The following is a 24,943-nucleotide window of genomic DNA, read 5'->3' as shown; positions in this document are numbered from 1 at the left end:
TGGGCCGCTAGTGCTTGAAGCAATTTTCTCTGTGCCAAGTTAAAAACTCAGGCCGCGGCCGGTTGGCTGGACGTTCTGGAGTCAAGAGCTTGCCTGAAGCGTTGATGATGCCTTTAATAGCATCAATATCATTGCTCTGCCGGGAAACAAGTATGTCCAGATCGTTGGACAGCCCCACCAAACCTCGGTCAAACATCCAATGCGCAGTTCCGGATAGCGCGAGTCCGTTGCTCACGATATCCGGACCGTCATGCTCCACTGGTCTGATGTGTGCAGCCTCTGCCTCGGCACGTCCGCCACCGTTAATCAGGCGTAGCCCTGTTATCGCGCAGCGTTCACCGTAGGCGCGGAGTACATTCTTTCGGAAGTTCCGGTCACGGACGGCGCGGTTGGTCAACTGATTGACCCTTTCGCGAGCTGACAAGTGTTGAAATGGTGTATACGCGTCTTGAAAAGCACCGACTGGCACGCTTCGATCAACCCGAGGTAGAAAATTGTCATCTTGTCCAAGGCCAAGTTCAACAATCCGGGCGAAATCCTCCGGAGACAGTGGCCGCACAGCAGCCTGAGCACGGCCAGAGATTTTCCCATCGTCATTCAAAAGGCCCTGCTCGACAACATCGTCAGCATGACGAAATGGTACCGGATCACCGAAATCGAGGTACGTTCCGGGCTCAATGATGGCCAAGTACATGTCGGCGTTTCGGGGATCTGGAACTATCGTTTGTACTTTCGCTACCGCGAAGTAGCCTTTGGTGTGTTTGACCTTGCTGGGTTCAAGGTAAATAATCCAGTCACCTTCACATTGCTGCGCACGCGTAAGGTATTGCTTCGGAAATTGATATCGTTCCGACGGGACGTCGTCATAGATTGAATCAGTACGGTGGATGAAAATCCCAAACGCCATGCTGGTGAGCATGGCGTTTAATCATGCACCTGCCAACCGGCAAACTTCTGAACAGGAAGGTCCGCTCTAAAAAAGCTGCCGCGCAGCGTGTGACGTTTTGGTCAAAGTTCGCAATGGGCCGTTCACGATGCTGTCCGGCTAAGTTTACTATAGCAGCTGGGCCCTGTGCTCAAGTCAGTGCCGCCGGAATTCAGTAAGAGCCCGGAACTCATAAGCGCGGAATGAATTCCGGAAAGTGGGTTGTTGGGCCAGCCGGGGCGCTACAGACGCCTTATTAGGCCCATGCGCGCTATGGAATTCGGATGCGCTTCCCCGCATTGTGGCCCGTCACATGACGCTCTGCGCTTCGTTTTCAAATTTGATGAAAACGGGCCGGTTCGCGATCAAAATGCCGGTTCAGGGTGCCGTCAGAGGCCGATCTTGCGTTTATAATCGCGCTGGTTTACGTCAACACCACGTCAACCACTCAACGTCTTTTTGCCTACATCTCACGCCGCCTCAACGCAGCCAATGTCGTTGGAAGTCGGTGAGTAGAGTGAATGAAAACAAAGGCTTATCGTCTAAGTGCTTGTTTTAAAAAAATAAATCAAAATCAAAGGGTCACGACTCATAACCTGAAGGTCGTAGGTTCAAATCCTACCCCCGCAACCAAAATCCACAAACAATTCAAACGCTTGCGTGATGGTAAATTTATACCCCACGCTATTTTGCAGTTTACGTCAACGCCACGTCAACAAATCACGAGTCCCCCTACGGCGTGCGGGTTAAAGCCCCGAAAACCGCGCATGGAGCAGAGACACGGCGACCGGAATTCATTATTTTTTCAATTCCGGCCACAGCACAACTTGTACTTCCGCCCTGATCCACAAGAGCATGGATCGTTCCGCCCGGGCCTCGGGGCTGCCTTGTGAGGCATACCGGGAAGATTAGCGGGAACCGCTCCAGCCAGCTCCGGGCGCGATTGGTGCAGGATCGTTGCGACACAGTTCGGGATCAGGTCCGGCGCTTCCTTATCGATCTGATCAATCACTTCATCGGGGAACGTGCTCGTACCGACGTTGATGTCTTGCAGCGCCATCAGAAAGGTCAGGCTAGACTGCGTCTCCTTGTCAGCCTGATCCATGAGGTCCTCCCAAGCGTCAGGTCGAAGCATCAAGGCACGGGTAAATCCTGCCACCCACGACTCCCACAAGGTCTCGTCGCTGTTCGGATCGATTTCATAAATCGGCTCGATCCAGAGCGATTTGGTGATGGTTGTGGCGACCGAATTATAATGCTCCATGACCGCGCCAATGGTTTTCTCCGCCGTGCGCTGATCAACGAACTCTGCATCGCCCGTTTCGCTCCAGACCTGCGGCAACCATTCTGACGGTGGGGTCATTTCGGGGCACGAAAGCACACCAGTCAAAAACCCATCGAGTTCGCTGAGGGTCATGGGCATGTTTTCAAGAGGCAGTGCGTGCAAGAGTTCGTCGAGGCGATCCAGCCGCTTTTCTTCCTTGGTCATGATCTGCCCCTTCTATGTGTCACCCTGATACTCAAATTTCGCATCTGGGTGAAGCTTTGGATGGCGCTCGTCGCTGGGGCGCTGCCGGCTCGAAGCGTTCCTCACCGCGATCGCCACAGCTTTCTTTTACCCTAACCAAGACGACAAACTTCTTCCCGCGGGTGACACCGATGTCGATCAGGTTGGAGCAGCTCGACATGAGTTGCCAAGACCGCTTGATGGCAAGCCGCTACCGCCAAATTTCGTTGACAACCGAATACGCGGAGATTTTGCCACCAAGCACACTTGGCGCTCTTTGGCTGCCATGGCAGGACACAGGCCGTCAGCAGACCCGTGCCCCCGCATGGACGGTGCTTCGGTGTGATAATCCGATGCGACGGCGGTCAGTCCTGCTTTCCGGGCTTTCCATACACCACACCGGAAATCGCCTGACTATAGCCGAACTCTGCCAAATGCCCCCGGACCGCATCACGCAGAGCTTCCTTCGTAAAGAATGGGCGCAGAGCTTCAAGGTCGAGCGTTTCGCGATCTATGGTTATTGTGGGCACACCATGCTTCGCAACATCATCGACAGCCGCCTGAGGCTGTTCAGGCTCAAGTGGAAATGGCCACTCATGCAAGATGCCTTCACCTGAGTCTGGGCACCACGACAAATGCTCCTTGCCCGGGAGGGCACCACAATCCGAGCAGCGGGGAGGAAAAAAGACTACCACAGCACCTCCTGGGGTTTTTCATCATATTCTGGTCTGGGGGATCCGTACCGATTGCCAGCTGCTTGCAAAGCAAGGATCGGCCTTCTTGGTGAGATCAGCCTCGTCCGGCATCGTTAAGGATCGGGTGCCCACGCTCGGCCATGCAGCGATCAACGATCCGGCGTGGACCGAATGTCACCAGGTCATGGGTGTAGTCCGTGGCCGATGCACCCGCGGCCATGCCGCTGGCCGCACCATAAGCAGCCACTTCTCCCTGGTAGCTGCTCCCGCTTCCAACCACAGCACCGGTGATTGCACCAACGAGCAGACCGGCCATGATGTTGGCGCCCATCTGTTCCTGTTGCCGCTGCCGGTAATCTGCCTCGACCTGAACCGCGATCGCCCGGCATGCTTCAAGATCACGCTCGAAGCGCGGCATGTTCGTGCGCTCCGGATCGACCACGGGGCGGTATTCAGTGAGCGGTTCAAGTTCAGCGCAGCCGGCGATGGCCAAGATGGCGATCATGCCAAAGGCACGTGGCGTCGAGGACGTTTTCATGCAGAAGCTCCTTTTCCCTTCCCGATAGCAGATCGGGAGGGTTATGCTGAAGTGGGCCCCCAGGTTTGTGATACGTCTAAGAACGTGTCGGGCTTGTCACGAATCGGCTTTCAGGCACGTCCAAGGTCCGTAGGTCCGCTTAGTGAGTCAATCAAAAAACTAGACGCATGTATGCATGCGACATATAGGTAAGGGACGAGAGTGACTGGCAAGAAGGGCAAGCAGCTGAACTGGGGTGTCGAGCGGCGATACGAGTTCATCGAGTTCCGTCTCTTCTGGCAGGGTCGGATCAACCGAGGGGACTTGATGGACGCGTTTGGGGTTTCGACACAGCAGGCATCGCTGGACCTGAACGCCTACATCGAGCAGGCGAAACGCAATCTGGTCTATGACAAGAGCCTGAGAACCTACTTGCGCGGCAAGCTCTTCAAGCCGAAGTATTTGAAGCCTGACGCCGAAGAATACTTCGCCCAGCTGCGCGCTGTGGATCAGGCGCTCGTCAGCGCGGAGCAGAGCTGGATCAGCTTCTTCCCCAGCTTTGGGGCCACGCCTGCGCCCGCACGCGGGGTCGCACCGGAAACCCTGCGTGACGTACTGGCAGCGATCCGCGAGCCTGCCGCGCTTCAGGTGACTTACCAGTCCATGTCCAGACCTGAGCCCAGCGCGCGCTGGATCGAGCCGCACGCCCTCGCCTTTGACGGCTTCCGTTGGCATGCCCGTGCGTTCTGCCAGAACGACCAGCTCTTCAAAGATTTTCTGCTGTCGCGGATTGTCGAGGTTGGCGGGCAGGGACCTGTCACGGCAGAGCCAAGCTCAGATGATGCTTGGCACACCGAGGTCGTCCTCGAGATTGGCCCACACCCGGACCTCTCAGACAATCAGCGCCGTGCCATCGAAATGGATTACGGCATGGAAGAGGGTCGTGCTCAGATCGCTGTACGTCGTGCGCTGCTTTTTTATGCGCTGAAGCGGCTCGGATTGGATACCAATCCGGCAGCGCGTAGGCCGCAGGACCAACAGATCGTTCTTCTCAACCGTGACGAGGTCATTGGATGACCATGGCGGCACGGAGAGCAGAGGCTGGAGCGAAGCAGCCCTACAAGGTGTCTTTTACCTCACCGCCATACCGAGTGGCGCGAGATGGTGCTTGGTGCGGCCGAGATCGCGTTGCAGGAGCGAGAGCGGGACGTGCGGGACGTGCGGGACGAGGAGACCGCCTGAATGAAAGCCTTTGAGTTCGATCATCAACTGATCCGTGCTTACGAGCACTTTTCGCGTTCATTCAGCGCAATTCGGGCACCCGACCTGAGATCTGAGATCGATTCCCAGTACGACGCTGGAAAATTCTGGCCGGATGCCCTCTTGTCTTTGAACCCACGCTTCATGGCGGGGCCGACGGCCGATGAACTCGTCGCCACGGGTGATCTCGACGACGGCACGGGCAAGGTTTTCCGGTTTGGCGCCACACCGCTTCGCTTTCACAAACATCAAGCCGAGGCCATTGCGAAGGCGAAGCAAGGTAAGAGTTATGTCGTCACTACCGGCACGGGTTCGGGGAAATCCCTGTGTTTCTTCGTGCCGGTTGTCGACGCGATCATTCGCGCTCGACGCGCAGGAAAGCCGCGTCGCACGTCGGCAATCATCGTTTACCCCATGAATGCACTGGCAAACAGCCAGATGAAGGAGATCGACAAATTCATCGCCGGTTCCGGTTTGCCCGATGCGCTCAAGCCAGTGGTCAAACGTTACACCGGCCAGGAAAGCCGTGAAGAGCGGGAGCGCATCGCTGCCAATCCGCCCGACATTCTCCTCACGAACTACATGATGGCAGAATTGCTTCTGACGCGTCAGGACGACCTGGACTCGGAAGTCGTCTCGAACGCGTCCGGTCTCGAGTTCATCATTCTCGACGAACTCCATACCTATCGCGGGCGCCAAGGTGCCGATGTCGCGGTCCTCGTTCGACGCCTGCGGGACAGGTGCTCGCCTGACAAGGAGCCAATCTGCATCGGGACCTCGGCAACGATGGCCTCCGAGGGATCGGACGAGAGCCGGGCACTCGCTGTCGCAAAGGTAGCTTCGCGTCTATTTGGCACCGACATTGGCCCGGACGCGGTCATCGACGAGTCATTGCAGCGCGCGACCGATGACACCCTGAAGACCGAGCACGTCCTTGGCGCTTTGAAGACGGCCCTGACGCAGCCTTTGCCGGACGCACTCGATGACGAAATCCTGAAGCGCCATCCGCTATCGGTGTGGGCCGAACTCGAACTCGGATTGGACGATGGGCTTGAGCTTCGCAGGAAGAAGCCGATCCCTTTCGAAGAGGCTGTCGAAAAGCTCTCTCTGGTCAGTGCGGTCGATGCCGAAACCTGCCGAGACTATCTCGAAAGATTCCTGACCCGGGTAAGTCTGCCGGAGCATGAGCGCGGCGGCACGAAGGACGGAGCCTTTCTGGCCTTCAAACTCCACCGGTTCATCTCCGGTGCCGGTGAAGTCTTTACAACGCTTACAGCCAGGCCGCGTCGGATCCTTCTTGAAGGGCAGCTCGAGGATCCTGAAGCCCCTGGCAACCGCCTCTACCCCACGCGGTTCTGCCGTAACTGTGGCCAAGAATACCATGTCGTGACCAAGGTCGACGATGATGGCAGTTTGCGCTTTTTGCCCCGAAGCATCGACGACACACCGCTCGACACTGAGGAGGACGAGGTCGCAGGGTATCTCTGTCCGGTGACGCCCGACGATCCAGACTTTCAGTTCACAGGCGAGCTTGAAGGTTACCCCGAAAGTTGGCGAGAAGACAAGAACGGCATCGAACGGCTGAGAGGGTATCGCAAAAAGCGTATGCCGGTATCCTACGTCGTGGGTGCTGATGGTCGCCACGGAGCGGGCGGAAACGATTTCTGGTTCATCCCGGGTAAGTTCGCGTTCTGCCTGTGCTGTCACGACGAACCAACGCAGGGGATGCGCGAACGCAGCAAGTTGGCGGGGCTCTCCGGCGAAGGGCGGAGCTCGGCAACAACCTTGCTCGTAGCCAGCGCCCTAGAGTGGATGAACAAACCCGGCAGCGGCGTACCCGAGACGAAACGGAAGCTTCTGGGGTTTACGGATAACCGTCAGGATGCAGCCCTGCAGTCTGGCCATTTCAATGACTTCCTGTTCGTAAGCCTGTTGCGCGGAGCCATCCTTCGCGCGGTCATTGCTGCTGGCTCAGATGGGCTCGCAGAAGACGAGTTCGGCCTGCAGGTGGTGAAGGCGCTCGGCTTTACTGCCGCCAACAAAGAGGCGCGCCAGCATTGGCTGCTGGATTCGAATGCTGGCGCCATCATTCGTGAAGATGCCCAGCGGTCGCTCGCAAAGGTTCTCGCCCATCGCGTTTGGACGGACCTGCGTCGCGGTTGGCGCTTCACCAACCCCAGCTTGGCTGTCCTGAACCTGATCGACGTGAATTTCCTCGGCGTTGAGGAATTCGCTGAAGATCGCGAGCGCTTTGTGGCCATCCATCCAGCGCTGGGAGACCTCAGCCTCGAACAGCGACAGGCAATTCTCAAGGCAATTTTGTCCGCGATGCTTGAGGGCCTGGCTGTTCAGACTGAAGCCTTGGATCTGACTGTCCTCGATGGCGTGGCTCAGAAATCCCGAATGCTGCTTCAGGCACCTTGGGCAATTGACCAAAAGGAAAATCCGCGAGCGCGGTCCTCACTTGTCCTGCGCGCGGGCAGCAAGAACGTCGTCACGCTGCGTGAAGAACAAACGCTTCTTCGGGCAGGTCCCAATTCGCGGATCGCACGGCTCGTAAACCGAAAGTCCGTTCTTGGCACAAAATTGAACAAGGATGAATACTACGAGTTCATGGAGGGGATGCTTGCCTTCCTGAGCGACGAAGGGCTGCTGGTTCCTGTCGAACTCGATAGCGATGTGACAGGCTGGCGCCTGTCTCCATCTGCGGTTCGGCTTGTTCCCGGACCGGCCCTCGATGATGAAACCCACCGCGGCAACCGGTATTTCCACGACCTTTACACCGCGATTGCCAGTGACCTTGGCGACGGGCGTAGTTCCTACTGGGGTCTGGAGGGACGCGAGCACACGGCACAGGTTTCCCAGAAACAACGTGAATGGCGCGAGTGGCGGTTCCGGTTCGAACAGGATGACATGGAGCACCTCGCCACCTCGGAATACCGAACGGAAATTCGGGCGACTGGCGAGTCAGATCGGTTCCTGCCCGCGCTGTTCTGCTCTCCGACCATGGAACTCGGCGTTGATATTTCCGCCTTGAACGCCGTCTACCTGCGCAACGTACCTCCTACGCCGGCGAATTACGCGCAGCGCGCTGGCCGTGCCGGTCGCTCGGGTCAGGCCGCGGTTGTCGTGACCTACTGCGCCTCGGGGTCTCCGCATGACCAATATTTCTTTGAACGGCGCAACGATATGGTGGCCGGCGTTGTGCGGCCGCCGGCGCTCGACATCACGAATGAAGAGCTGGTCCGATCCCACCTGCACGCAGTGTGGCTTGCGGAAGCGAAACTGGCGCTTTCTCCCGACATCCCAGAGATTTTGGACCTTCACGGGGATAAATTCCCGCTGAAAGAAAACGTCGTGGCGGTCATCTCGAAGCCGGCACTGGTTTCACAGGCTCGGGGACCGATGGCGCGTGTCTTGAAGCAAATTCTGGCGTCAGACGAAGGACAAGTCCCGATCTGGATGGACGATCCAGACGAGTTCGTCCTCCACACGGCCATGAATGCCCCAAAAGAGTTTGACCGCGCCTTCGACCGTTGGCGAGAGCTTTACAGCTCTGCCAGGACGCAGTTGGCCGAGGCCAACAAGCGTTCAGAGATTACAGGCCTCTCGGGAGCCGACCGGCGCAAGATCAAGGCCGCGCAAATGCAGGCCCAAGATCAGATCGCCATCCTCGAACAAGGCAAAGCCTCGAATGGCTCTGATTTCTATTCGTATCGGTATCTGGCCACGGAGGGATTCTTGCCTGGGTACAACTTCCCGCGCCTTCCACTCTACGCGTTTGTCCCGGGAGAAGGAAAAACAGGATCATTCCTTTCCAGAGCCCGCTTCCTAGCCATTTCTGAGTTTGGTCCGCGTAGCCTGATCTATCATGAAGGTCGCGCCTACCGGGTCATGAAGGCCAAACTGCCTCCCGAGGCGCGTCAGGGTGACGGATCGGAACTGGCAACCAAAGACATCTACATTTGTTCCAACTGCGGCGCGTCGCATGAAGGCGAGGTCGAACGTTGCCATGGTTGCAACAACCACATGGCGGGGGAGGTCCCGATCAAGAAGACCCTGCGCATCGACAACGTCGAGGCCGCCCCGACTGAACGCATCACGGCGAATGATGAAGAGCGAGTTCGACAGGGCTTCGACATCCAGACCGTATTTTCCTGGCCGAAAAAGGATGGGCAGGTCCAAGTCACCAACGCCAAATTTGTCTGTGGAGAAACCTCGCTATTGGCACTTCAATACGCCAATAGCGCTGAAATCAGCCGACTGAACAAGGGCTTGAAGCGCCGCAAGGACCAGACTGTGTTCGGCTTCAATATCGATCCAAGGTCCGGTTACTGGGCGAAGTCGGACGACGAAGACAGCGACACGGATGTCCCACCCGACGTGGTCAAGCCGGTGCGGATTGTCCCTATCGTCCGCGACAGAAAGAATGCCCTGCTATTCCGCTTCGAAAAACCGGAGCAGTACGCGCCCGAGACTATCACGACGGTGCAGCACGCGCTGCTTCGTGGAATCGAAGTGGTCTTCCAGTTGGAGGAAGGCGAAATCCTCAGTGAACCGCTGCCTGCACGAGACAACCGACGTGCCATCCTGGCCTATGAGGCAACGGAAGGCGGCGCCGGCGTGCTCACGCGCCTGATCGATGACGGAAAAGCAATAAACGAGGTGGCAAAGACAGCTCTGAGCCTGATGCACTTCGAGAATATAGATGCTGCGATTGCTGCGGGCGATGCGGAGCTGTTGCAGGAGAAGAGCGACGGAAGCTGTGTTCGCGGCTGCTATCGTTGCCTCCTGTCCTACTTCAACCAACCGGATCATGAGCTGATCGACCGCTCGAGCTCGGAAGTTGCGCAATTCCTGATCGATCTTGCACGCGGCGTGGTTTCCCTTGCTGCGAAGCCGACCGCTGGAACGGTGGCATCACCATGGATTGAGGCATTCAGCGCCGCAGGCGTTCCCCAAATTGATACGATGCCCGCGAGCTTTGGGGGACGCGAATTCGAGTTCGTTTGGCGCGCATTCGCGGTTGCCGCGACGACCGCTAACCTGACTGCAGAAGCTGAGGCAGACGCGATGAACAAGGGCTGGGTCGTTTTTGGATTGCCTTCGGCTCTGTCGGAGGGACTGCCGGATGGCTTCATGAAGAATTTCGAAGGTTGATATGACTGTGAATTTTACTCCTGGAGATCTCGTCAGAGCGCGCGGCCGTGAATGGGTTGCCTTGCCGACACCCGGTGAGGGCCTGCTCGCCCTACGTCCTCTCTCGGGCAATGAAAACGACATCGTGGTTCTTGCTCCGGATCTCGAGCTTACGCCGGTCGAAGCCGCTCGCTTCGACCTGCCTGACGATGCGCGCACGACAGTGCAGTCCAAGGCGGCCCTTCTTGCCGACGCGTTGCGCCTGACCCTCCGCCGGGGGGCAGGCCCGTTCCGATCCGCCGCACAGCTTGCTTTTGAGCCTCGGACGTACCAACTGGTCCCGCTTCTCATGGCCCTTAGGCTTCAGGTCCCGCGGATTTTGATTGCTGACGACGTCGGCATCGGCAAGACCATCGAAGCGGGTCTGATCCTGCGCGAACTGATGGATCGCGGAGAGGTCGATGCGTTTTCGGTTCTTTGCCCGCCGCACCTCGTGGACCAGTGGATCATCGAATTGAAGGATCGCTTTGGGATTGATGCCGTTGCCGTCACCTCCGGTACGGCGGCACGTCTTGAGCGCAATCTCCCATTGGCGCAAACCCTTTTCGATGCCTATCCCTTCACGGTGGTCAGCCTCGACTACATCAAGGCCGAGAAACGCCGGGATGGCTTCGCGAGGGCCTGCCCGGATTTCGTTATCGTGGACGAAGCACACGCCTGCGTCGGGACGCACAAGGGAAAGCAGCAGCGTTTCGACCTGCTCCAAGGCCTTGCACGCGATCCCGAGCGTCGGTTGATCCTGCTGACAGCTACGCCGCACTCTGGAGACGAAGATGCGTTCGCTCGGCTTCTATCGCTGATCGACGCGGAATTCGGGGCCGTCAACTTCGACAACCAAAAATACCGCGAGCGCCTTGTCAGGCACTTTGTTCAGCGGCGGCGCGTCGACCTGGTCGAGGGCGACTGGGATGAGAACCGATCGTTCCCCAAACACGAAACGACAGAATACTCGTATCGTCTTAACGACGAGCATCGGGCCTTCCAAGAGGAGGTACTTGATTACTGCTTCTCAGTCGTGTCCCGGGCTGGAGACGCAAAAAAGGATCGCCGCTTAGCCTTCTGGGGCACTCTTGCGCTGATGCGCTGTGTCGGATCGTCACCCGCAGCCGCAATGAGCGCGTTGCGAAACCGGGCTTCCAATGAAGACGACCGCCTCGAGCCGCAGATTTACGACGAAGATGGCGATGACGAAGACGCCGTGGACATTGAGCCAAACACCGTCTTCTCAAACGATCCCGCTCTCCAAGGACTACTCGACAAGGCCAGTGATCTTCTGGCGGCCGAAGATCCCAAACTGAACGCCCTCATCAAGGCTCTTAAACCCTTGATCAAGGATGGCGCCAACCCCGTCGTCTTCTGCCGCTACCTCGCCACGGCCGAACATGTGAAGCAAGGGCTTCGTAAGGCCTTCCCCAAACTGCATGTGCAGGCCGTGACGGGTGAATTGACGCCGGACGAACGTCGCGATCGCGTCGCGGACATGGCGGCGGAAGAAAGTGCCGCCACAGATCAGCGCATCCTTGTAGCCACAGACTGCCTGTCCGAGGGGATCAACCTTCAACAGCTGTTCGACACCGTGATCCACTACGATTTGTCCTGGAACCCCACGCGTCATCAACAACGCGAGGGTCGCGTCAATCGCTTTGGACAGCCCGCCGAACTCGTGCGCTCGATCATGATGTTTTCGCCCGACAGCGCCATCGACGGTGCTGTCTTGGACGTCATTCTTCGCAAGGCCAAGGAAATCCACGATGCTACGGGCGTGACTGTGCCTCTGCCCGACGAGCGGGGACCGGTCACCGATGCGCTCATGGCTGCAATGATGCTCCGCCGTGGCGGTGGCAGCCACAAGCAGCTCACGCTGGATCTGCAACTCGGCGACGGGATCCAGGTGATGGAGACCCGCTGGCGCGACGCAAGCGAGAACGAAAAGCGGTCACGCGCCCGGTTCGCACAAAACGCCATGAAGCCGAGTGAAGTCGCTCCTGAATGGGACAAGGTTAAGTCCCTGCTGGGATCGCCAGCAGAAACGCTCGAATTTCTCGAGCGCGCGATGTCTCGGTTCGGGGTGCCCCTCGAGAAGAAGAAATCGCTGCAGTTCGCCCACGTACATGCCCTGCAAGATAGCCTCAAGGAAAAGCTGGAGCAGCGTGGGCTGAACGGCTCTCTGAAACTGGCCACGCAGGAACCGGTGCCCTCAGGGGCTTCGCTTCTGACCAGAACCCATCCGCTGACCTCGTCCCTGGCGGAAAGCTTGCTTGAAGCCTCTCTCGACACCGAAGCTTTGCCGGATTTGGGCATCGGTCGTGTCGGGGCCTGGCCGAGTGCCGCCGTCACTCAGATGACGTGTGTCGCTCTCTTGCGTATCCGCTACAAGCTCACGGTTCATGCACGGCGCGAGCGCCTTCTGCTGGCAGAAGAAGCCGCCCTCGTTGCCCTCGACAGCAACATGGTGATCGCCTCTGGCAGCGAGGCCCGCGCTCTGCTTGCTTCTCCCGCGACTGCTGATCTCGCGCCTGTCGCCCGCAATCGGATGATCAATTCGGCGAAGGCAGCACTTCCTGACCTGCTGGGCGGCCCGATTGCCGATTTCGTGCAAAAGCGTGCTGCGGAGCTGGTTGAAGACCACGCCCGTCTTCGTGCTGCCGCCGGTTCTGCGTCGCGTGTCAGTGTGGAGCCGATCATTCCCCCAGACGTCATCGGCCTCTTCGTTCTTGTTCCAGGGGTGGTGTAATCATGGCTCGCAAATCAATCACCGATATGTCTGCGTGGCCGTCGCTGAGCCTCGAAGGCAACCTGATCGCGCCTGCAATGATCGCAAAGATCGATCAGCGCCAGGCACCTGAGCAATCCCCCGAGGAATACGGGGTTCGCAAAGGTCTGCAGATCCGCGAGGAAATCGCCACCGCCTTCCGCGTGGGCCAATCGCATTTCGATGCCTTTGCGAAGATCGAGCACCCCTCGGCCGCCGCGACCGCGCGTTTCATCGCCGACTTCTTCAAGGAAACCTTCGGGTACACCGACCTCGCGGTAGCGGCGGCACCGATCGCACTGATCGCGTCAGACCGTGTGCCCGTTGTCGTCGTCCCTCCGTCCGAGCTGCTTGATCGGCGCAGCCCGACGCTTTCGACGGACAGGTCGCGCTCTCCGGCCTTTGCTCTTCAGGACCACTTGAATGATCGTGACGAGGCCCTTTGGGGCATCGTGACCAACGGGATGCAGTTGCGCCTCATGCGCGACAATGCCTCGCTGACCCGTCCAGCATATATCGAAGCCGATCTGGCGCAGATGTTCACCAACGAGGACATCGCGTCGTTTGCGGTGCTCTGGCTCCTGATCCACCGCACCCGCTTCGGCGCGGCAGACACCCCCGCCACCGATTGCCCCCTCGAACGCTGGCGCGATGCCGGCTCCAAGGAGGGCGAAGCCGCGCGTGATCGCCTAGCAGGTCAGGTCCAGCTGGCCCTGAAGCTCCTTGGCTCGGGTTTCCTCGAAGCCAACCCTGACCTCGCCGCGAAACTGCACTCCGGCGAAGTGAACCTGACCGAATGGTTCAACGAACTCCTGCGCCTCGTCTACCGCCTGATCTTCCTCATGGTGGCCGAGGACCGGAACCTCCTTCACCCGGAAAAGGCCAAACCAGAGGCCCGCGCCCTCTACGCCCAGGGCTATTCGCTCCAGTCGCTGCGCAAGCAATGCTACCGCGCGGCCACTTGGGACAAGCACCATGACCGCTACGAGGGGGTGAAGATCGTCTTCCGCGCCCTCACGCATGGCCAACCCGCCCTTGCGCTGCCCGCCCTCGGTGGCCTCTTCGCCGAGGACAGACTGCCCCACCTCGAGACCGCCCGCCTGCGCAACCGCGCCTTCATGGAGGCGCTCTATCGGCTGTCCTGGCTCGCCGACAAATCCGGCATGGTCCCCGTCAACTGGCGCGCGATGGAGACCGAGGAACTGGGCTCTGTCTACGAATCCCTCCTCGAACTCCAGCCGCAGCTGGGCGATGACGGCAAGACGCTGATCTTCGCCTCCGAGGCGGCCGAGCAGAAGGGCAACCAGCGCAAGACCACCGGCTCCTACTACACGCCCGACAGCCTCGTTCAGGCGTTGCTCGATACCGCGCTCGACCCCGTGCTCGACAAGACCGAGGCCGAGGCGGACGATCCCGCCAAGGCGCTGCTGAAACTGTCGGTGATCGACCCTGCCTGCGGCTCGGGCCACTTCCTGCTGGCCGCCGCCCGCCGCATTGCCACGCGGCTTGCGCGCATCCGGGCCGAGGGCACGCCCTCGCTCGCTGACTTCCGCCATGCCCTACGCGATGTCGCGCGCTGCTGTATCCACGGGGTGGACCGCAACCCGATGGCGGTGGAGTTGACCAAGGTCGCGCTGTGGATCGAGACGGTAGACCTCGGTCTTCCCCTCGGCTTCTTCGACGCGCAGATCCGCTGCGGCGATGCGCTGCTGGGGGTGTTTGACCTAAAGGTGCTGCAGGACGGCATCCCCGACGCCGCCTACAAGCCGCTGACCGGCGACGACAAGGAAACCGCGAAATACTACCTCAAGGCCAATCGTGATGCGACGGCGGGGCAAGGCGGGTTCGACTTCGGCACCGGACAGGCGTCGATGCCCGCGATGAAGCCGCTGGCGCTGGATTTCTCGGGCTTCCGCGACCTGCCCGAGGATACGGTCGAGCAGATCGGCGCCAAGGCCAAGCGGTTCAAGGAACTGCGCAAGGGCCAGACCTTTGTCCGCGCCAAGGCGGCGGCGGACCTCTATGTCGCGGCCTTCCTGCTGCCCAAGGTCGGCGGCGCACCGGCGGGGGCATCGGCCCGAACCGTGCCGACGACCGAGGAGCTGTGGATGGCCCTCAATCAGGGCAAAATGCGTCAGGCGATGGTCGAAGCCCCTAAGGCCGCCCGCAACGCCCGCGCCCTGCATTGGCCGCTGGAGTTCCCCGATGTGATGCAGCGCGGCGGGTTCGATGTGGTGCTCGGCAACCCGCCTTGGGAGCGGATCAAGCTGCAGGAGCAGGAGTTCTTTGCGTCCCGCTCGCCCGAGATCGCAAAGGCATCAAACAAGTCTGCACGAGACAAGTTGATCAAAGCTCTGGGTAGTGCCCCGCCCGGGAGCCAAGAAGCTGATCTTTTCGTCGCCTTTTCAAACGCCAAACGCGAGGCTGAAGCTTCAAGTGAATTCGTCCGCGTGCCAAGCGTTGATGGCGGCCGCTTTGCTCTGACTGGGCGGGGGGATGTGAACACATACGCGCTCTTCGCTGAACTTTTCCTAAAATTGGCGGGCCGTCGTGCGGGCGTTATCGTTCCCACCGGAATTGCAACTGACGACACTACCAAAGTCTTCTTTCAGGACCTGATCGAGAATGAGCGTCTTGTTTCCTTGTTCAGCTTCAAAGAGGTTCGAGCCCATTTCCTTGCTACAGATGATCGAAAGTCATTCTGCTTGCTAACAATGGGTGAAAGCTACGCGAAGCCAAGGTTCTCTTTCTCGTTGGATGCGACAGCGGAAATATCTGACGCCAGGCGCAATTTCTCTTTGTCCCAAAATGAGATAGCCTCAATCAATCCCAATACCAGAACTGCACCTGTGTTTCGGTCTCGGGCTGACGCTGAGATGACCGCGAAGATTTATTCCAACGCTGCAGTCCTAATTGAAGAAAGCATGGGAAAGGACGGAAACCCTTGGGGTGCGTCGTTTATTGCGATGTTCCATATGTCAAACGATTCAGAACTGTTTCGCACCAAATCACAGTTAGAAGATGAAGGGTTTTCTCTGACAGGGGTGAATTGGATCAGGAGAGATGAATTTTTTGTGCCTCTATACGAGGCAAAAATGGTTCATCAGTTTGACCATCGTTTTGGTGATGCCAGGACGCTTGAAGAGCGCCCCTCGAACTCGCCATGGCCTCGCTTTGAAAAAGTTGGAAGCAACTGCGATAGCTCTGAAATACTTCCTTGGTATTGGGTTCCAGAATCAGCAGTCGCAGAGAAGCGCTCTAAGGCAGAAGGCAAAGCCTACTGGATTGCTTTCAGGAGCATTGCTCGAACCGGTGATGAAAGAACCATCATTTCTTGTGCTCTGCCTCAAATTGGCTTGAGCGGCAAGCTCCCAGCATTGCTGACGGATCAGCCCCCAGTGAAAGATGCAGCGCTTCTCGGTTCGCTCAATTCGCTCGTAATCGACTATGTTGCTCGATTGAAACTCGGCGGCACGGACTTGGCTTTCCACTATGTAAAGCAGTTTCCTGTCCTGCACCCCGACTTCTACACCGAACCCCGCCTCACCTTCATCACCCCGAAGGTACTGGAACTCACCTACACCTCGCACAGCCTCGCGCCCTTCGCCCGCGATCTGGGCCATGACGGCCCGCCCTTCGCCTGGGACGAGGACCGCCGCGCCCACCTGCGTGCCGATCTCGACGCCTTCTATGCCCGCGCCTACGGCCTGACCCGCGACGAACTGCGCTACATCCTCGACCCCGCCGACGTGAAAGGCCCCGACTACCCCTCGGAAACCTTCCGCGTCCTCAAGGAAAAGGAAATCCGCCAACACGGCGAATACCGCACCCGCCGCCTCGTCCTCGCCGCCTGGGACCGGATGGAAACCAACGGCGAATTCACGGCGATGGGGATGTGAGTGATGGCTGTCATCGATCCCGAGACATATGCCAAGTTCAGGCCGATCTTCCTTGACGCATTGAAGACCCGCACCGAACCCGGGGCGGATGTTGCGGCGATGGGGATGTGATGATCGAAACGCCGCAATCCTTTGTCACGCGTCAGGAATGCGAGAAGGTGGCCTTTCAAAACGGCTACCGCCGCGCGCATCCCGAAGAGGGCGGCTGGGCGCGATTTTCATCAACCACCGCGCAGGGGGCTATCTGGTTGGCGCAGGGGGCAGGAGGGACGTGGCTATTGGCACTCGATCACGCTGGGGTCATTGCTGAGCTTGATATCCCAGCGACCGATCATGACGGCCCCGGCATCAGCCGATACCAGTTCGTAGGCTTGGGTGACCTTTATGCGGTCATGCCGCGTATATACGAGCTTGCGCGCACCTTGCCCGACGCGCCGCTGCACGAGTTCCGCCACAAGACCAAGGGCCTGCCATCCTCAACCGAGGCAGAGCGCCTAGTCATCCAACGTGTTGGACAGGACATATTCCGAGATCGGCTAATGACGTATTGGCAGGGAAAGTGCCCTCTGACCGGCATCAGTGATCCGGCGCTTCTGCGAGCCTCACATATCAAGCCCTGGAAGAGTTGCGACGATGATGCCGAACGGTTGGATGTGCATAACGGTTTACTTTTGTCCGCACTCTGGGATGCGGCTTTTGACAAGGGGCTTGTGACCTTTGACGATGACGGAAGGCCAATCTTTTCAGACCTGCTAAGTCGTCTTGCGATAAATGAATTGCGCAACCAGGCACCCATGCGTTTGACAGATGAGCATCGAACGAAGCTCGAGTGGCATCGCGAAAAGGTGTTCAAACGAGACGTATTTAGAGAGATCAAAGTATGAATAGCGCGCCACGCTCAGGTAAATTGGCTGCCTTGTTGGAGGATGCGCGCCGTCGCCTGGTGGAAACGGGGACGCGGAACCGACTTATCCACGTGAACCGTTCATCCAAGCGCTCCAATGCGCTGGACATTGATGGCGAGCGCACGGCTGATATCTTCGATCTTCTTCGGGTTCAGGGAAAGCGGATGCGTTTCCTGGCGCGAGATGAAAAAGAAGCCGACGATGAGGGTGACAGCGAAGGCCTACTTTTATCCGTTGGGGACTTGGACGACGTCGATCGTACCGCGCGATATCAGGATCAATTCCTTGAAACGCGGCTCGGTCAGGAAGCACTGCAGCGTCGCCTGCTGCGCTTGTTCACGGACGCCCGCACGTCCGAGGAAGAGCAGGGTTTCAACATCCTGTACCTCGCGATGGGTTTTCTGCGCTGGTACGAAAGCGAGAGCTCGCAGACCCTCCGCGAGTCCCCGCTTATCCTGCTGCCCGTCGAGCTTGTCAGAGATGACCGGCGAGCGACGTTTGATCTGCGCGCGCGGGATACTGAAATCGTGACCAACCTGCCGCTTCAGGAACGGCTGCGGGCGGATTTCGGGTTCGAGCTGCCAGAGATTGCCGAGGACGACACATTCTCGCCGGAAGCGTATTTCGATGAGTTGGCCGAGCGTATCGAAAACCGTACCCGCTGGTCGATCGATCGCGATGGCATGCAGCTTGGCTTCTTTTCGTTCTCGAAGCTCTTGATGATGCGAGACCTGGAGCCAGTGCAATGGCCAGAGGGCGCGTTCGAGGATCACCCGGTTCTTGGTGGACTGCTTGGGGGCGGGTTCGAACGATCAGAGCCGCTTTTCGGTCCGCAGGAACCGCTCGATCCTCGGCTTGCCCCTTCTGATCTGTTGCACGTGGTCCCAGCGGACGCGTCTCAAACCCGCGTCATCGAGGAGGTGCGGGCGGGTCGCAATCTCGTCGTTCAGGGACCGCCAGGAACAGGCAAGTCTCAGACGATCGCCAACATCATCGCGGGTGCCGCGCATGACGGAAAGACCGTGCTATTTGTGGCTGAGAAAATGGCCGCGCTCTCGGTCGTGCATGATCGACTGCAGAAAGTGGGACTGGGTGACCTTTGCCTAGAAATCCATTCGCGCGCTGCCAACAAGAAGGCTTTTCTCGGGGAACTCGCACGCACCTTGAATGCTGGTCGGGCGGCGCCAGAGATGCCCGAACCGCTCGATGCGCTGCGCGAGGCACGAGACAGACTGAACAGCGTAAGCGCCCTGTTGCATGAAACCGTTCCCGGGTATGCTTTCACGCCGTATAGGGCGATGGCAGAAATTGCCCGTTTCGTCGGCAAGGAACTGCCGCCCCCAAGGCTGGCGCGTGACGGGTTGGCTGTCCTTGACGAAGCGACCCGCAGGAGCTTGGCGGATCGAGTGAAGGCTTTTGCCGATCTGCTCGAAACCTCCGGCCCCCGGCCAAGCCATCCATTCGCGGGTGTTGGCTCAACGAGCTTGCAGCCAACCGATCTGCAGCGGCTTGAACCCGAACTGCGCCAAGTCTCGGAAGCCATCAAGCGGCTGCAAACGACTGCCTCGCAGCTGGCCGCATTGGCGCAAAGAGCCGAGCCCTCGTCGCTGCCGGACAGCTTTCGGTTGCGTGACCTTCTGCGTGCAGCGGCGGGTAGGCCGGTGGAAGCCCGGGAGGCGACAGCCGTTCTATTGTCGCGAGCGAGCGACCCCCGCCTTCAGGAAGCCCTTGGGGCAGGGCGCGCGTGGGCAGAGGCACGAGGGGCGGCTGGCTCGCGTTTCGCCGAGGCGGCTTTTGAGATATCTGCCGACGCGCTGCGATCCCGATTGGCACCGGGCGTTGGTTCGTTCTGGGCGCGGCTCTTCGGTCCCTATCGTGGGGCCAGCAAGGAACTTGCGACTGTTTTGAGCGGCCCTTTGCCCAGCGCGCCTGCGGATCGCCTTAAGCTTGTCGATGAACTGGTCGGTGTTCAGCGTCGACGGAAAGAGCTTGCGGATGAGGAAGGCTGGCTCAAGGAGGTCCTGGGGTCTGCGTGGCGCGGCGAACGTACGCCTTTTGCTGCACTTCTTGCCCAGGCTGAATGGCTCGGACGGATCACAGCGATCGTACCGTCCGCTGACCCTGAGAGTGTCAATCAGATCAGTGCGGCGTCGGCAGGTGAGGCCGAACTGACGGCCGCCTTGGATGGCCTAGCAGCCGTTTTGGATCCGCTGGCGGCACGGCTTGCGATCACTTGGCCTGAAGCTGACGGTATCACCCTCGACAGACTGGCCAAGCGCATAGAGGCCATGCGGGCCGCTCTTGATCGTTTCGGCGAGTGGGCGCGCCTCACGTATCTTGCCGCCGAACTGCAAGATAACGGCCTCGGGTCTCTGATCACGATGTTGGACGCGGGTGAGCTTTCACCCAGCATGGCCGTGGATGAATTTCTCTATGCGACCGCGGAGGCGCGCTGGGAAGCAGCCCGCAGCGCCCTCCCTGGACTGAACGAGCTGGCTTATCTTGATCGGCACGCGCTCGTTGAGGCCTTTCGCGAGCTCGAGACAGCCCGTCTTTCTGAGACCAGGCGACTTGTTCGCGCGAAACATCTGGCGCAGCTGCCGACAGGTGCTGCCGGGCAGATGGGCTTCTTGCGCGGCGAGATGGCCAAGCAACGGCGGCACCGGCCGATCCGCCAAATGATGAAAGCTGCCGGGCAGATGGTGCAGAGGATCAAGCCGGTCCTGCTCATGAGCCCCATCTCCATCGCGCAGTATCTGCCGCCAGGGGCGGCAGAATTCGACTTGCTGGTGATCGATGAGGCCAGCCAAGTCAGACCTGAAGAAGCGCTGGGCGCTATTGCGCGTTGCCGCCAGATCGTTGTGGTCGGCGATCAGAAGCAGCTTCCGCCCACCAGCTTTTTTGATCGGATCGCCGGGTCTGATGATGTGGAGTTGGGCGAGGAAGCCGAGGAGGAAGTCCGCACAGCGACTGCGACGGAGATGGAGAGCGTCTTGACGCTCTGCGAAGCCCGCGGCCTGAACCCGGCCATGCTCGAATGGCATTATCGGTCGCGCGATCCTTCGCTCATCATGGTCAACAACGCCGAATTCTATGATCACCGTTTAATCCTTCCGCCGTCGCCAGTGCAAAACGATCCTGAGTACGGGCTCGCATTTCAGCGCGTGCCGGGTGTGTACACGAGCCGGTCTCGAGGAACTGGGAGGCCTGGCACCAACCGGATAGAGGCCGAGGCCATTGCCAAGGCGGTTGCCGAGCATGCGCGCACCCGTCCCGACCTTTCCCTCGGGGTGGTCGCCTTCTCGAAGGCGCAATCCGATATGCTGACCGAGGTGCTCGAAGTCGCGCGGCGCCAAGACGAAATCCTCAATGACTTCTTGCGCGAGGGGCGGTCGGAGGATGTCTTCGTCAAGAACATCGAAAACGTGCAGGGCGACGAACGCGATGTGATCCTGATTTCGGTCGGGTATGGGCCGGCAGAACCAAATGGGCGACTGACGTCCATGTCGTTCGGTCCTGTGAACGGCGAGGGCGGTGAACGGCGCCTGAACGTTCTCTTCTCGCGCGCCAGGACCCGTTGCCTCGTCTTTTGCTCGTTTGACCCCAATGACATCGACACCAGTCGAACCAGTCGTGATGGTCCGCGGGTTCTCAAGCGGTTCCTCGAGTTTGCGCGCAGCGGGCAGATGGCCCAGCCGCAGGCTACAGGCGAACTGCCTGACAGCCCGCTCGAGTCCGATGTGGCTGACGTGATCAAGCGTCTTGGCCATCCTTGTGATCACCAGGTTGGGGCCGCTGGCTTCCGGATCGATCTGGGCGTGCGGCATCCTGAGCAACCGGGGCGTTATATCCTCGCCGTTGAATGTGATGGCGCAACCTATCACTCTGCACTCTGGGCGCGCGAACGGGATCGCCTTCGCCAGGATGTCTTGGAAGGGCTTGGCTGGCGTTTCCACCGGATCTGGAGCACCGATTGGTTCCATCGCCGTGCTGCCGAAATCGATCGTCTTAGGGTGGCTCTTGAGGCTGCCGCTCTTGCGGAGGGGCCAACGTTTTCGGGTGCAAATACGGGTGGGCGGCGCGCAACTGGTGCGGAACCGGTGCCGGAGGCATTGGCAGAGTCAGTCTTGCCGCCACCGCCCCGACTCAGTGCGCCAGCCTATGTGACATCGAATTTCACGGCGAGCACGAGCGTCGAGCTCCACGAGGCACCCATAAATGTGCTCGTCGATCTGGTGACCAAAATAGTAACAGTGGAAGGGCCAATTCATCGCGATCTCATTGCTCGTCGAGTCTCAACAGCTTTCGGGAAGGCGAGGACCGGGGGACGCATTCAAATCGCTTCCGATCAGGCTGTCGATCGTGCTGCCAAATCTGGTAGTATTTTGATTGATGGCGATTTTATCATGACTGCCGATCAGCTCGATAAATGCCCGGTACGAGACCGTTCAGGCGAAAGTGCGCCGACTAAGGCTGATCAAATCCCACCGCTTGAAATTCGAGCTGCCGCAAGTCTCGTGATTGCAGAAAGCGGGGAGATGCCGAGAGAAGACCTTATCGTCGCTATCGCGCGGATCTTGGGGTTTGTTAAAACGGGTAAAGACCTCAAAGAAAAAATTGATCAGTCGCTGCCTCGGGAGTTTTTGTGACAGTCGACAACGTCAGGCTTCGGGTTAAGTCGACGGCTAAGATCGTTCTGTTTGTCATCACTCCGTATCTGGCAAGGGGGCGTCGGGCGCTGTCAAGAACATCTGCTTCACGCTGTCCCAGGCTTCGGCGCGCGTCAGTTTTGGCTGGTCGCGTTGTGCTGCTTTCATAGCCTCATCAGCTTTTCTCGCTATACGGTTCACAAGCTGTATTTCCTCATCGCTCCCCGGTGCCAAGTCCGTCTGTTTGAGGCGCAGATTCGCCCGGACTGCTTTCCTGATTTCCAAAATGTTCACGAGATTTCTCCTTGCATTGTGTAGTTATAGCAGCACGGGAGGGCTTTGAAACTGGATTGCGGTGTCGCGCTTATCTCCATCCGCATTGGTGCGTATCGCGCACCCCTATACGCATTTGCGATAAACATTTTTTTCTATCGACTCAAAATCGTGTCTCTGAGTTGACCGTTCACCGGCTTGATGCACAGATGGGAGACGAATCCACTGGGCTTCAAGCCAATCATGCGAGGGCTATCGTTTCATTTGGCACAGCGAGAGACGCTTTTTGTTTGTTCAACCTGAGGGGCAAATAGCGCACGGCCGTATGTCTCGAGTTTGTTGAATGGTCACTAATCCCCAGTGGGGTACTTGTGTGGCTTCAAGCAAGTGGAAAACCGCAAGGTCCGATATGAACCTGATATAAAGAGAATACGAGAATGATTTCCATCAAAAGACGTGAGCTGTTGCTTGGCCTTGCCGGAACCACGTTTGCTGCTGCCTGCACTGACAGCGCAGGCAGAAATGGCGCTGCGAAAATCGACGCTCGCGTGGACGCGACCTTGACACAGTTGTATAGCCAATTCCCAGGGACAAACCAGCTTGGGCAAAAAGCACGAGGGGTTCTGGTCATGCCTTTAATGACAGAGGCTGGGCTGGGTATTGGAGGTGCTTACGGACGCGGCGCACTCCGTATCAATGGCTTTTCGGTGGATTATTATTCTGCTGCTAAGGCGAGTGCTGGCTTGCAGCTCGGAGCCCAGCAATATGCCCATGTTCTGTTTTTCATGACCGAAGATGCACTCATGGATTTTCGACATTCGTCGGGCTGGGCTGCTGGCGCGGATATCGAGTACGCGTTGCCATCTGGTGGCAGGACCATTGCCGCTGAAACAACAACTTCTCTCGCGCCAGTCATAGCCATGGTTTTTGGTCATGCGGGTTTACGGCTCGGCGCGTCACTTGAAGGCGTGAAGTACACGCGGATTATTCCCTAAAAACTCTGACGAGCACACAGCTTGGTGAATTTGCTGGACTCGCGATTTTTATCCTGCCTGTGCCTCTGCAAATTGGGGCCCTGGTGATTTCACGGCCGCCACCCACACAGCACTTCCCCGGTTTCATTATGCACAACGATCTGCACGAGCGTGCCCTCGGTCAACACATCCGCCCGCGATGGCCGAATGGGCTGCGCCCAGTCACAGGCGTCGGCCTGGCTGGTTGGCTCAGTCGCGCATCCAGCGGTCAGCGCGGCGATGAAGATCATTGCGATCCGCGTCTTGCAGGTCATGATGGATATCCCGTGCGGTTTTCAGGGCGGTGATGCGGGCGTTGGCGCGGCGGAGGGTCTCTTCGGCCTGAGCGTCGCGCCGACCGCGGCGGAAGGCCAGCCAGACGAGACCCGCGACCCCGGCGGCGAGGGTGGCCGCGCGCGCCAGAGTGCGACCGACCCTCCCCATCGCTGCGGTGAGGACCGCGCCGATCATGGCGTTTTCCCCGACCGGTGGTCTTCGATACGCTCGGCTCTGGCGCGCCAGGCGGCGTAGACCACCGCAAGAAAGACAGCGGCACCGATCCAGGGCAGAAGTGCTGGGAGCCATCCGTCCAGACCCAGAAGGGCGATCAGGCGATGCGCCAGCCCTTGCGCGCCTTCAGCTTGCGCCAAGGCAGGCCCGATCTGACTGCTCAGCGTTCCGAGCGCGCCGAGAGTGCCCAATCCGATCTGGGTATTGGCGGCGGTGACAATCCGGCTGTTGCGCGGCATGCCGGAGGCCCGCTCAGCCGCAATTTCGCGCGGCGAGGCAGTTTCGAGAGCGTCGATCAGAGCGGTGTCGATGATCGGGGCCAGTGTGAGCGCGTTGTCCTGCCGGAAGGCCAGAATTGCACCTCTTGTGCGCGGCCCCATGATGCCATCGACGGTCCCGACCTCATGATAGCCAAGGGCGCGCAACCGCTGCTGAACGTCGCGCACCGAGAGGGTCACAGCGGGTGCGACGCTGCCTGACCGGCGGATGCCGAGAAGCCGGGTCTTTGAATAGCGCTTGATGTTGACCGCATCGGCCTGATTGCCGCCGAGCACCTCGATCGAGGCGGCGGTCTTGCGCACGAAGAAGCCGACATGGCCCTGCCAGCCACTCGGGTCGCCACGGGTAAAGATCGCGATGTCGCCTTCCTGCGCGTCGGCCAGATCGACCGGCACGCCCCAATTCAGATAAGATCGGGCGTTGAGCTTGCGGGTGGAGCGCAGGCCGGCGCGTTCGACGCAATGACCGACAAAGGCGGCGCACCAGGCCACGCTGTCATGCTCGACCCAATCCTGGCCCACGGTGGCGTACATCTGCACGATCACCGGATTGTTCTGCGG

Annotated in this window: 14 protein-coding genes; 8 read left to right on the top strand and 6 right to left on the bottom strand. The window is 59.1% G+C overall.

Annotated features, from left to right (window positions below):
• Positions 1 to 7 precede the first annotated feature (7 nt).
• A complete protein-coding gene (locus JJ869_RS11675; RefSeq protein WP_292267368.1) occupies positions 8 to 919 on the bottom strand; it encodes an HNH endonuclease in 912 nt (303 codons plus the stop codon).
• An 811-nt stretch (positions 920 to 1,730) separates the two neighbouring features.
• Complete coding sequence (locus JJ869_RS11670) at positions 1,731 to 2,414, bottom strand: UPF0149 family protein (RefSeq protein WP_292267365.1); 684 nt, start codon at positions 2,412 to 2,414, stop codon at positions 1,731 to 1,733.
• 170 nt (positions 2,415 to 2,584) lie between these two features.
• Here JJ869_RS11670 and JJ869_RS11665 point away from each other — a divergent pair, with 170 nt between their 5' ends.
• Positions 2,585 to 3,049 (top strand): hypothetical protein, encoded by a 465-nt coding sequence (locus JJ869_RS11665; RefSeq protein WP_292267363.1) that lies wholly within the window; start codon positions 2,585 to 2,587, stop codon positions 3,047 to 3,049.
• 172 nt (positions 3,050 to 3,221) lie between these two features.
• Here JJ869_RS11665 and JJ869_RS11660 read toward each other — a convergent pair whose 3' ends face one another.
• Entirely contained in the window at positions 3,222 to 3,665 is a 444-nt protein-coding gene (locus tag JJ869_RS11660) for a glycine zipper family protein (RefSeq protein ID WP_292267361.1), read from the bottom strand.
• 201 nt (positions 3,666 to 3,866) lie between these two features.
• On the opposite strand from JJ869_RS11660, the gene JJ869_RS11655 reads away from it, so the two are divergent.
• The 6 genes from JJ869_RS11655 to JJ869_RS11630 all read left to right on the top strand — a co-directional run bounded on the left by JJ869_RS11655 (position 3,867) and on the right by JJ869_RS11630 (position 22,308).
• On the top strand, positions 3,867 to 4,721 hold the full coding sequence (locus tag JJ869_RS11655; protein ID WP_292267360.1) for a WYL domain-containing protein: 855 nt from the start codon (positions 3,867 to 3,869) through the stop codon (positions 4,719 to 4,721).
• Positions 4,722 to 4,886: 165 nt separating this feature from the next.
• Entirely contained in the window at positions 4,887 to 10,064 is a 5,178-nt protein-coding gene (locus JJ869_RS11650; RefSeq protein WP_292267358.1) for a DEAD/DEAH box helicase, read from the top strand.
• Between the two features lies 1 nt (position 10,065).
• Positions 10,066 to 12,837 carry a DEAD/DEAH box helicase gene (locus tag JJ869_RS11645; protein ID WP_366510449.1) on the top strand — a complete coding sequence of 924 codons (2,772 nt, stop codon included), beginning with the start codon at positions 10,066 to 10,068 and terminating at the stop codon, positions 12,835 to 12,837.
• Positions 12,838 to 12,914: 77 nt separating this feature from the next.
• Entirely contained in the window at positions 12,915 to 16,754 is a 3,840-nt protein-coding gene (locus JJ869_RS11640) for an N-6 DNA methylase (RefSeq protein ID WP_292267356.1), read from the top strand.
• Between the two features lie 110 nt (positions 16,755 to 16,864).
• Positions 16,865 to 17,638 carry an HNH endonuclease gene (locus JJ869_RS11635; protein ID WP_292267354.1) on the top strand — a complete coding sequence of 258 codons (774 nt, stop codon included), beginning with the start codon at positions 16,865 to 16,867 and terminating at the stop codon, positions 17,636 to 17,638.
• Positions 17,635 to 22,308: a DUF3320 domain-containing protein gene (locus JJ869_RS11630; RefSeq protein WP_292267352.1), complete on the top strand. Its 4,674-nt coding sequence runs from the start codon at positions 17,635 to 17,637 to the stop codon at positions 22,306 to 22,308. The genes JJ869_RS11635 and JJ869_RS11630 overlap by 4 nt, the downstream gene beginning before the upstream one ends.
• Positions 22,309 to 22,365: 57 nt before the next feature.
• Here the strand turns inward: JJ869_RS11630 and JJ869_RS11625 are convergent, their stop codons facing one another.
• A complete protein-coding gene (locus tag JJ869_RS11625) occupies positions 22,366 to 22,602 on the bottom strand; it encodes a hypothetical protein (protein ID WP_292267350.1) in 237 nt (78 codons plus the stop codon).
• 416 nt (positions 22,603 to 23,018) lie between these two features.
• On the opposite strand from JJ869_RS11625, the gene JJ869_RS11620 reads away from it, so the two are divergent.
• Positions 23,019 to 23,576 carry a YSC84-related protein gene (locus tag JJ869_RS11620; RefSeq protein WP_292267349.1) on the top strand — a complete coding sequence of 186 codons (558 nt, stop codon included), beginning with the start codon at positions 23,019 to 23,021 and terminating at the stop codon, positions 23,574 to 23,576.
• Positions 23,577 to 23,804: 228 nt separating this feature from the next.
• On the opposite strand, the gene JJ869_RS11615 is transcribed toward JJ869_RS11620, so the two are convergent.
• Together JJ869_RS11615 and JJ869_RS11610 are read right to left on the bottom strand one after the other, a co-directional pair.
• Positions 23,805 to 24,065: a hypothetical protein gene (locus tag JJ869_RS11615; RefSeq protein ID WP_292267347.1), complete on the bottom strand. Its 261-nt coding sequence runs from the start codon at positions 24,063 to 24,065 to the stop codon at positions 23,805 to 23,807.
• A partial coding sequence (locus tag JJ869_RS11610) for a TIGR02594 family protein (protein WP_292267346.1) occupies positions 24,062 to 24,943 on the bottom strand: 882 nt, incomplete at its 5' end. The genes JJ869_RS11610 and JJ869_RS11615, both read right to left, overlap by 4 nt.

It is taken from the genome of Marivita sp. (assembly GCF_017643905.1).
GTDB lineage: Bacteria > Pseudomonadota > Alphaproteobacteria > Rhodobacterales > Rhodobacteraceae > Marivita.
Note: the sequence above shows the minus strand (reverse complement) of the source record. Positions and strands in the feature narration are given on the sequence as shown.

What these genes read in the sequence shown, in the direction of transcription:
- JJ869_RS11645 (WP_366510449.1), top strand. Translation starts at nt 10,066, where the DNA reads ATGACTGTGAATTTTACTCCTGGAGATCTCGTCAGAGCGCGCGGCCGT.
- JJ869_RS11675 (WP_292267368.1), bottom strand. Translation starts at nt 919, where the DNA reads ATGCTCACCAGCATGGCGTTTGGGATTTTCATCCACCGTACTGATTCA.
- JJ869_RS11635 (WP_292267354.1), top strand. Translation starts at nt 16,865, where the DNA reads ATGATCGAAACGCCGCAATCCTTTGTCACGCGTCAGGAATGCGAGAAG.
- JJ869_RS11660 (WP_292267361.1), bottom strand. Translation starts at nt 3,665, where the DNA reads ATGAAAACGTCCTCGACGCCACGTGCCTTTGGCATGATCGCCATCTTG.
- JJ869_RS11670 (WP_292267365.1), bottom strand. Translation starts at nt 2,414, where the DNA reads ATGACCAAGGAAGAAAAGCGGCTGGATCGCCTCGACGAACTCTTGCAC.
- JJ869_RS11615 (WP_292267347.1), bottom strand. Translation starts at nt 24,065, where the DNA reads ATGATCGGCGCGGTCCTCACCGCAGCGATGGGGAGGGTCGGTCGCACT.
- JJ869_RS11630 (WP_292267352.1), top strand. Translation starts at nt 17,635, where the DNA reads ATGAATAGCGCGCCACGCTCAGGTAAATTGGCTGCCTTGTTGGAGGAT.
- JJ869_RS11650 (WP_292267358.1), top strand. Translation starts at nt 4,887, where the DNA reads ATGAAAGCCTTTGAGTTCGATCATCAACTGATCCGTGCTTACGAGCAC.
- JJ869_RS11665 (WP_292267363.1), top strand. Translation starts at nt 2,585, where the DNA reads ATGTCGATCAGGTTGGAGCAGCTCGACATGAGTTGCCAAGACCGCTTG.
- JJ869_RS11640 (WP_292267356.1), top strand. Translation starts at nt 12,915, where the DNA reads ATGATCGCAAAGATCGATCAGCGCCAGGCACCTGAGCAATCCCCCGAG.
- JJ869_RS11620 (WP_292267349.1), top strand. Translation starts at nt 23,019, where the DNA reads ATGATTTCCATCAAAAGACGTGAGCTGTTGCTTGGCCTTGCCGGAACC.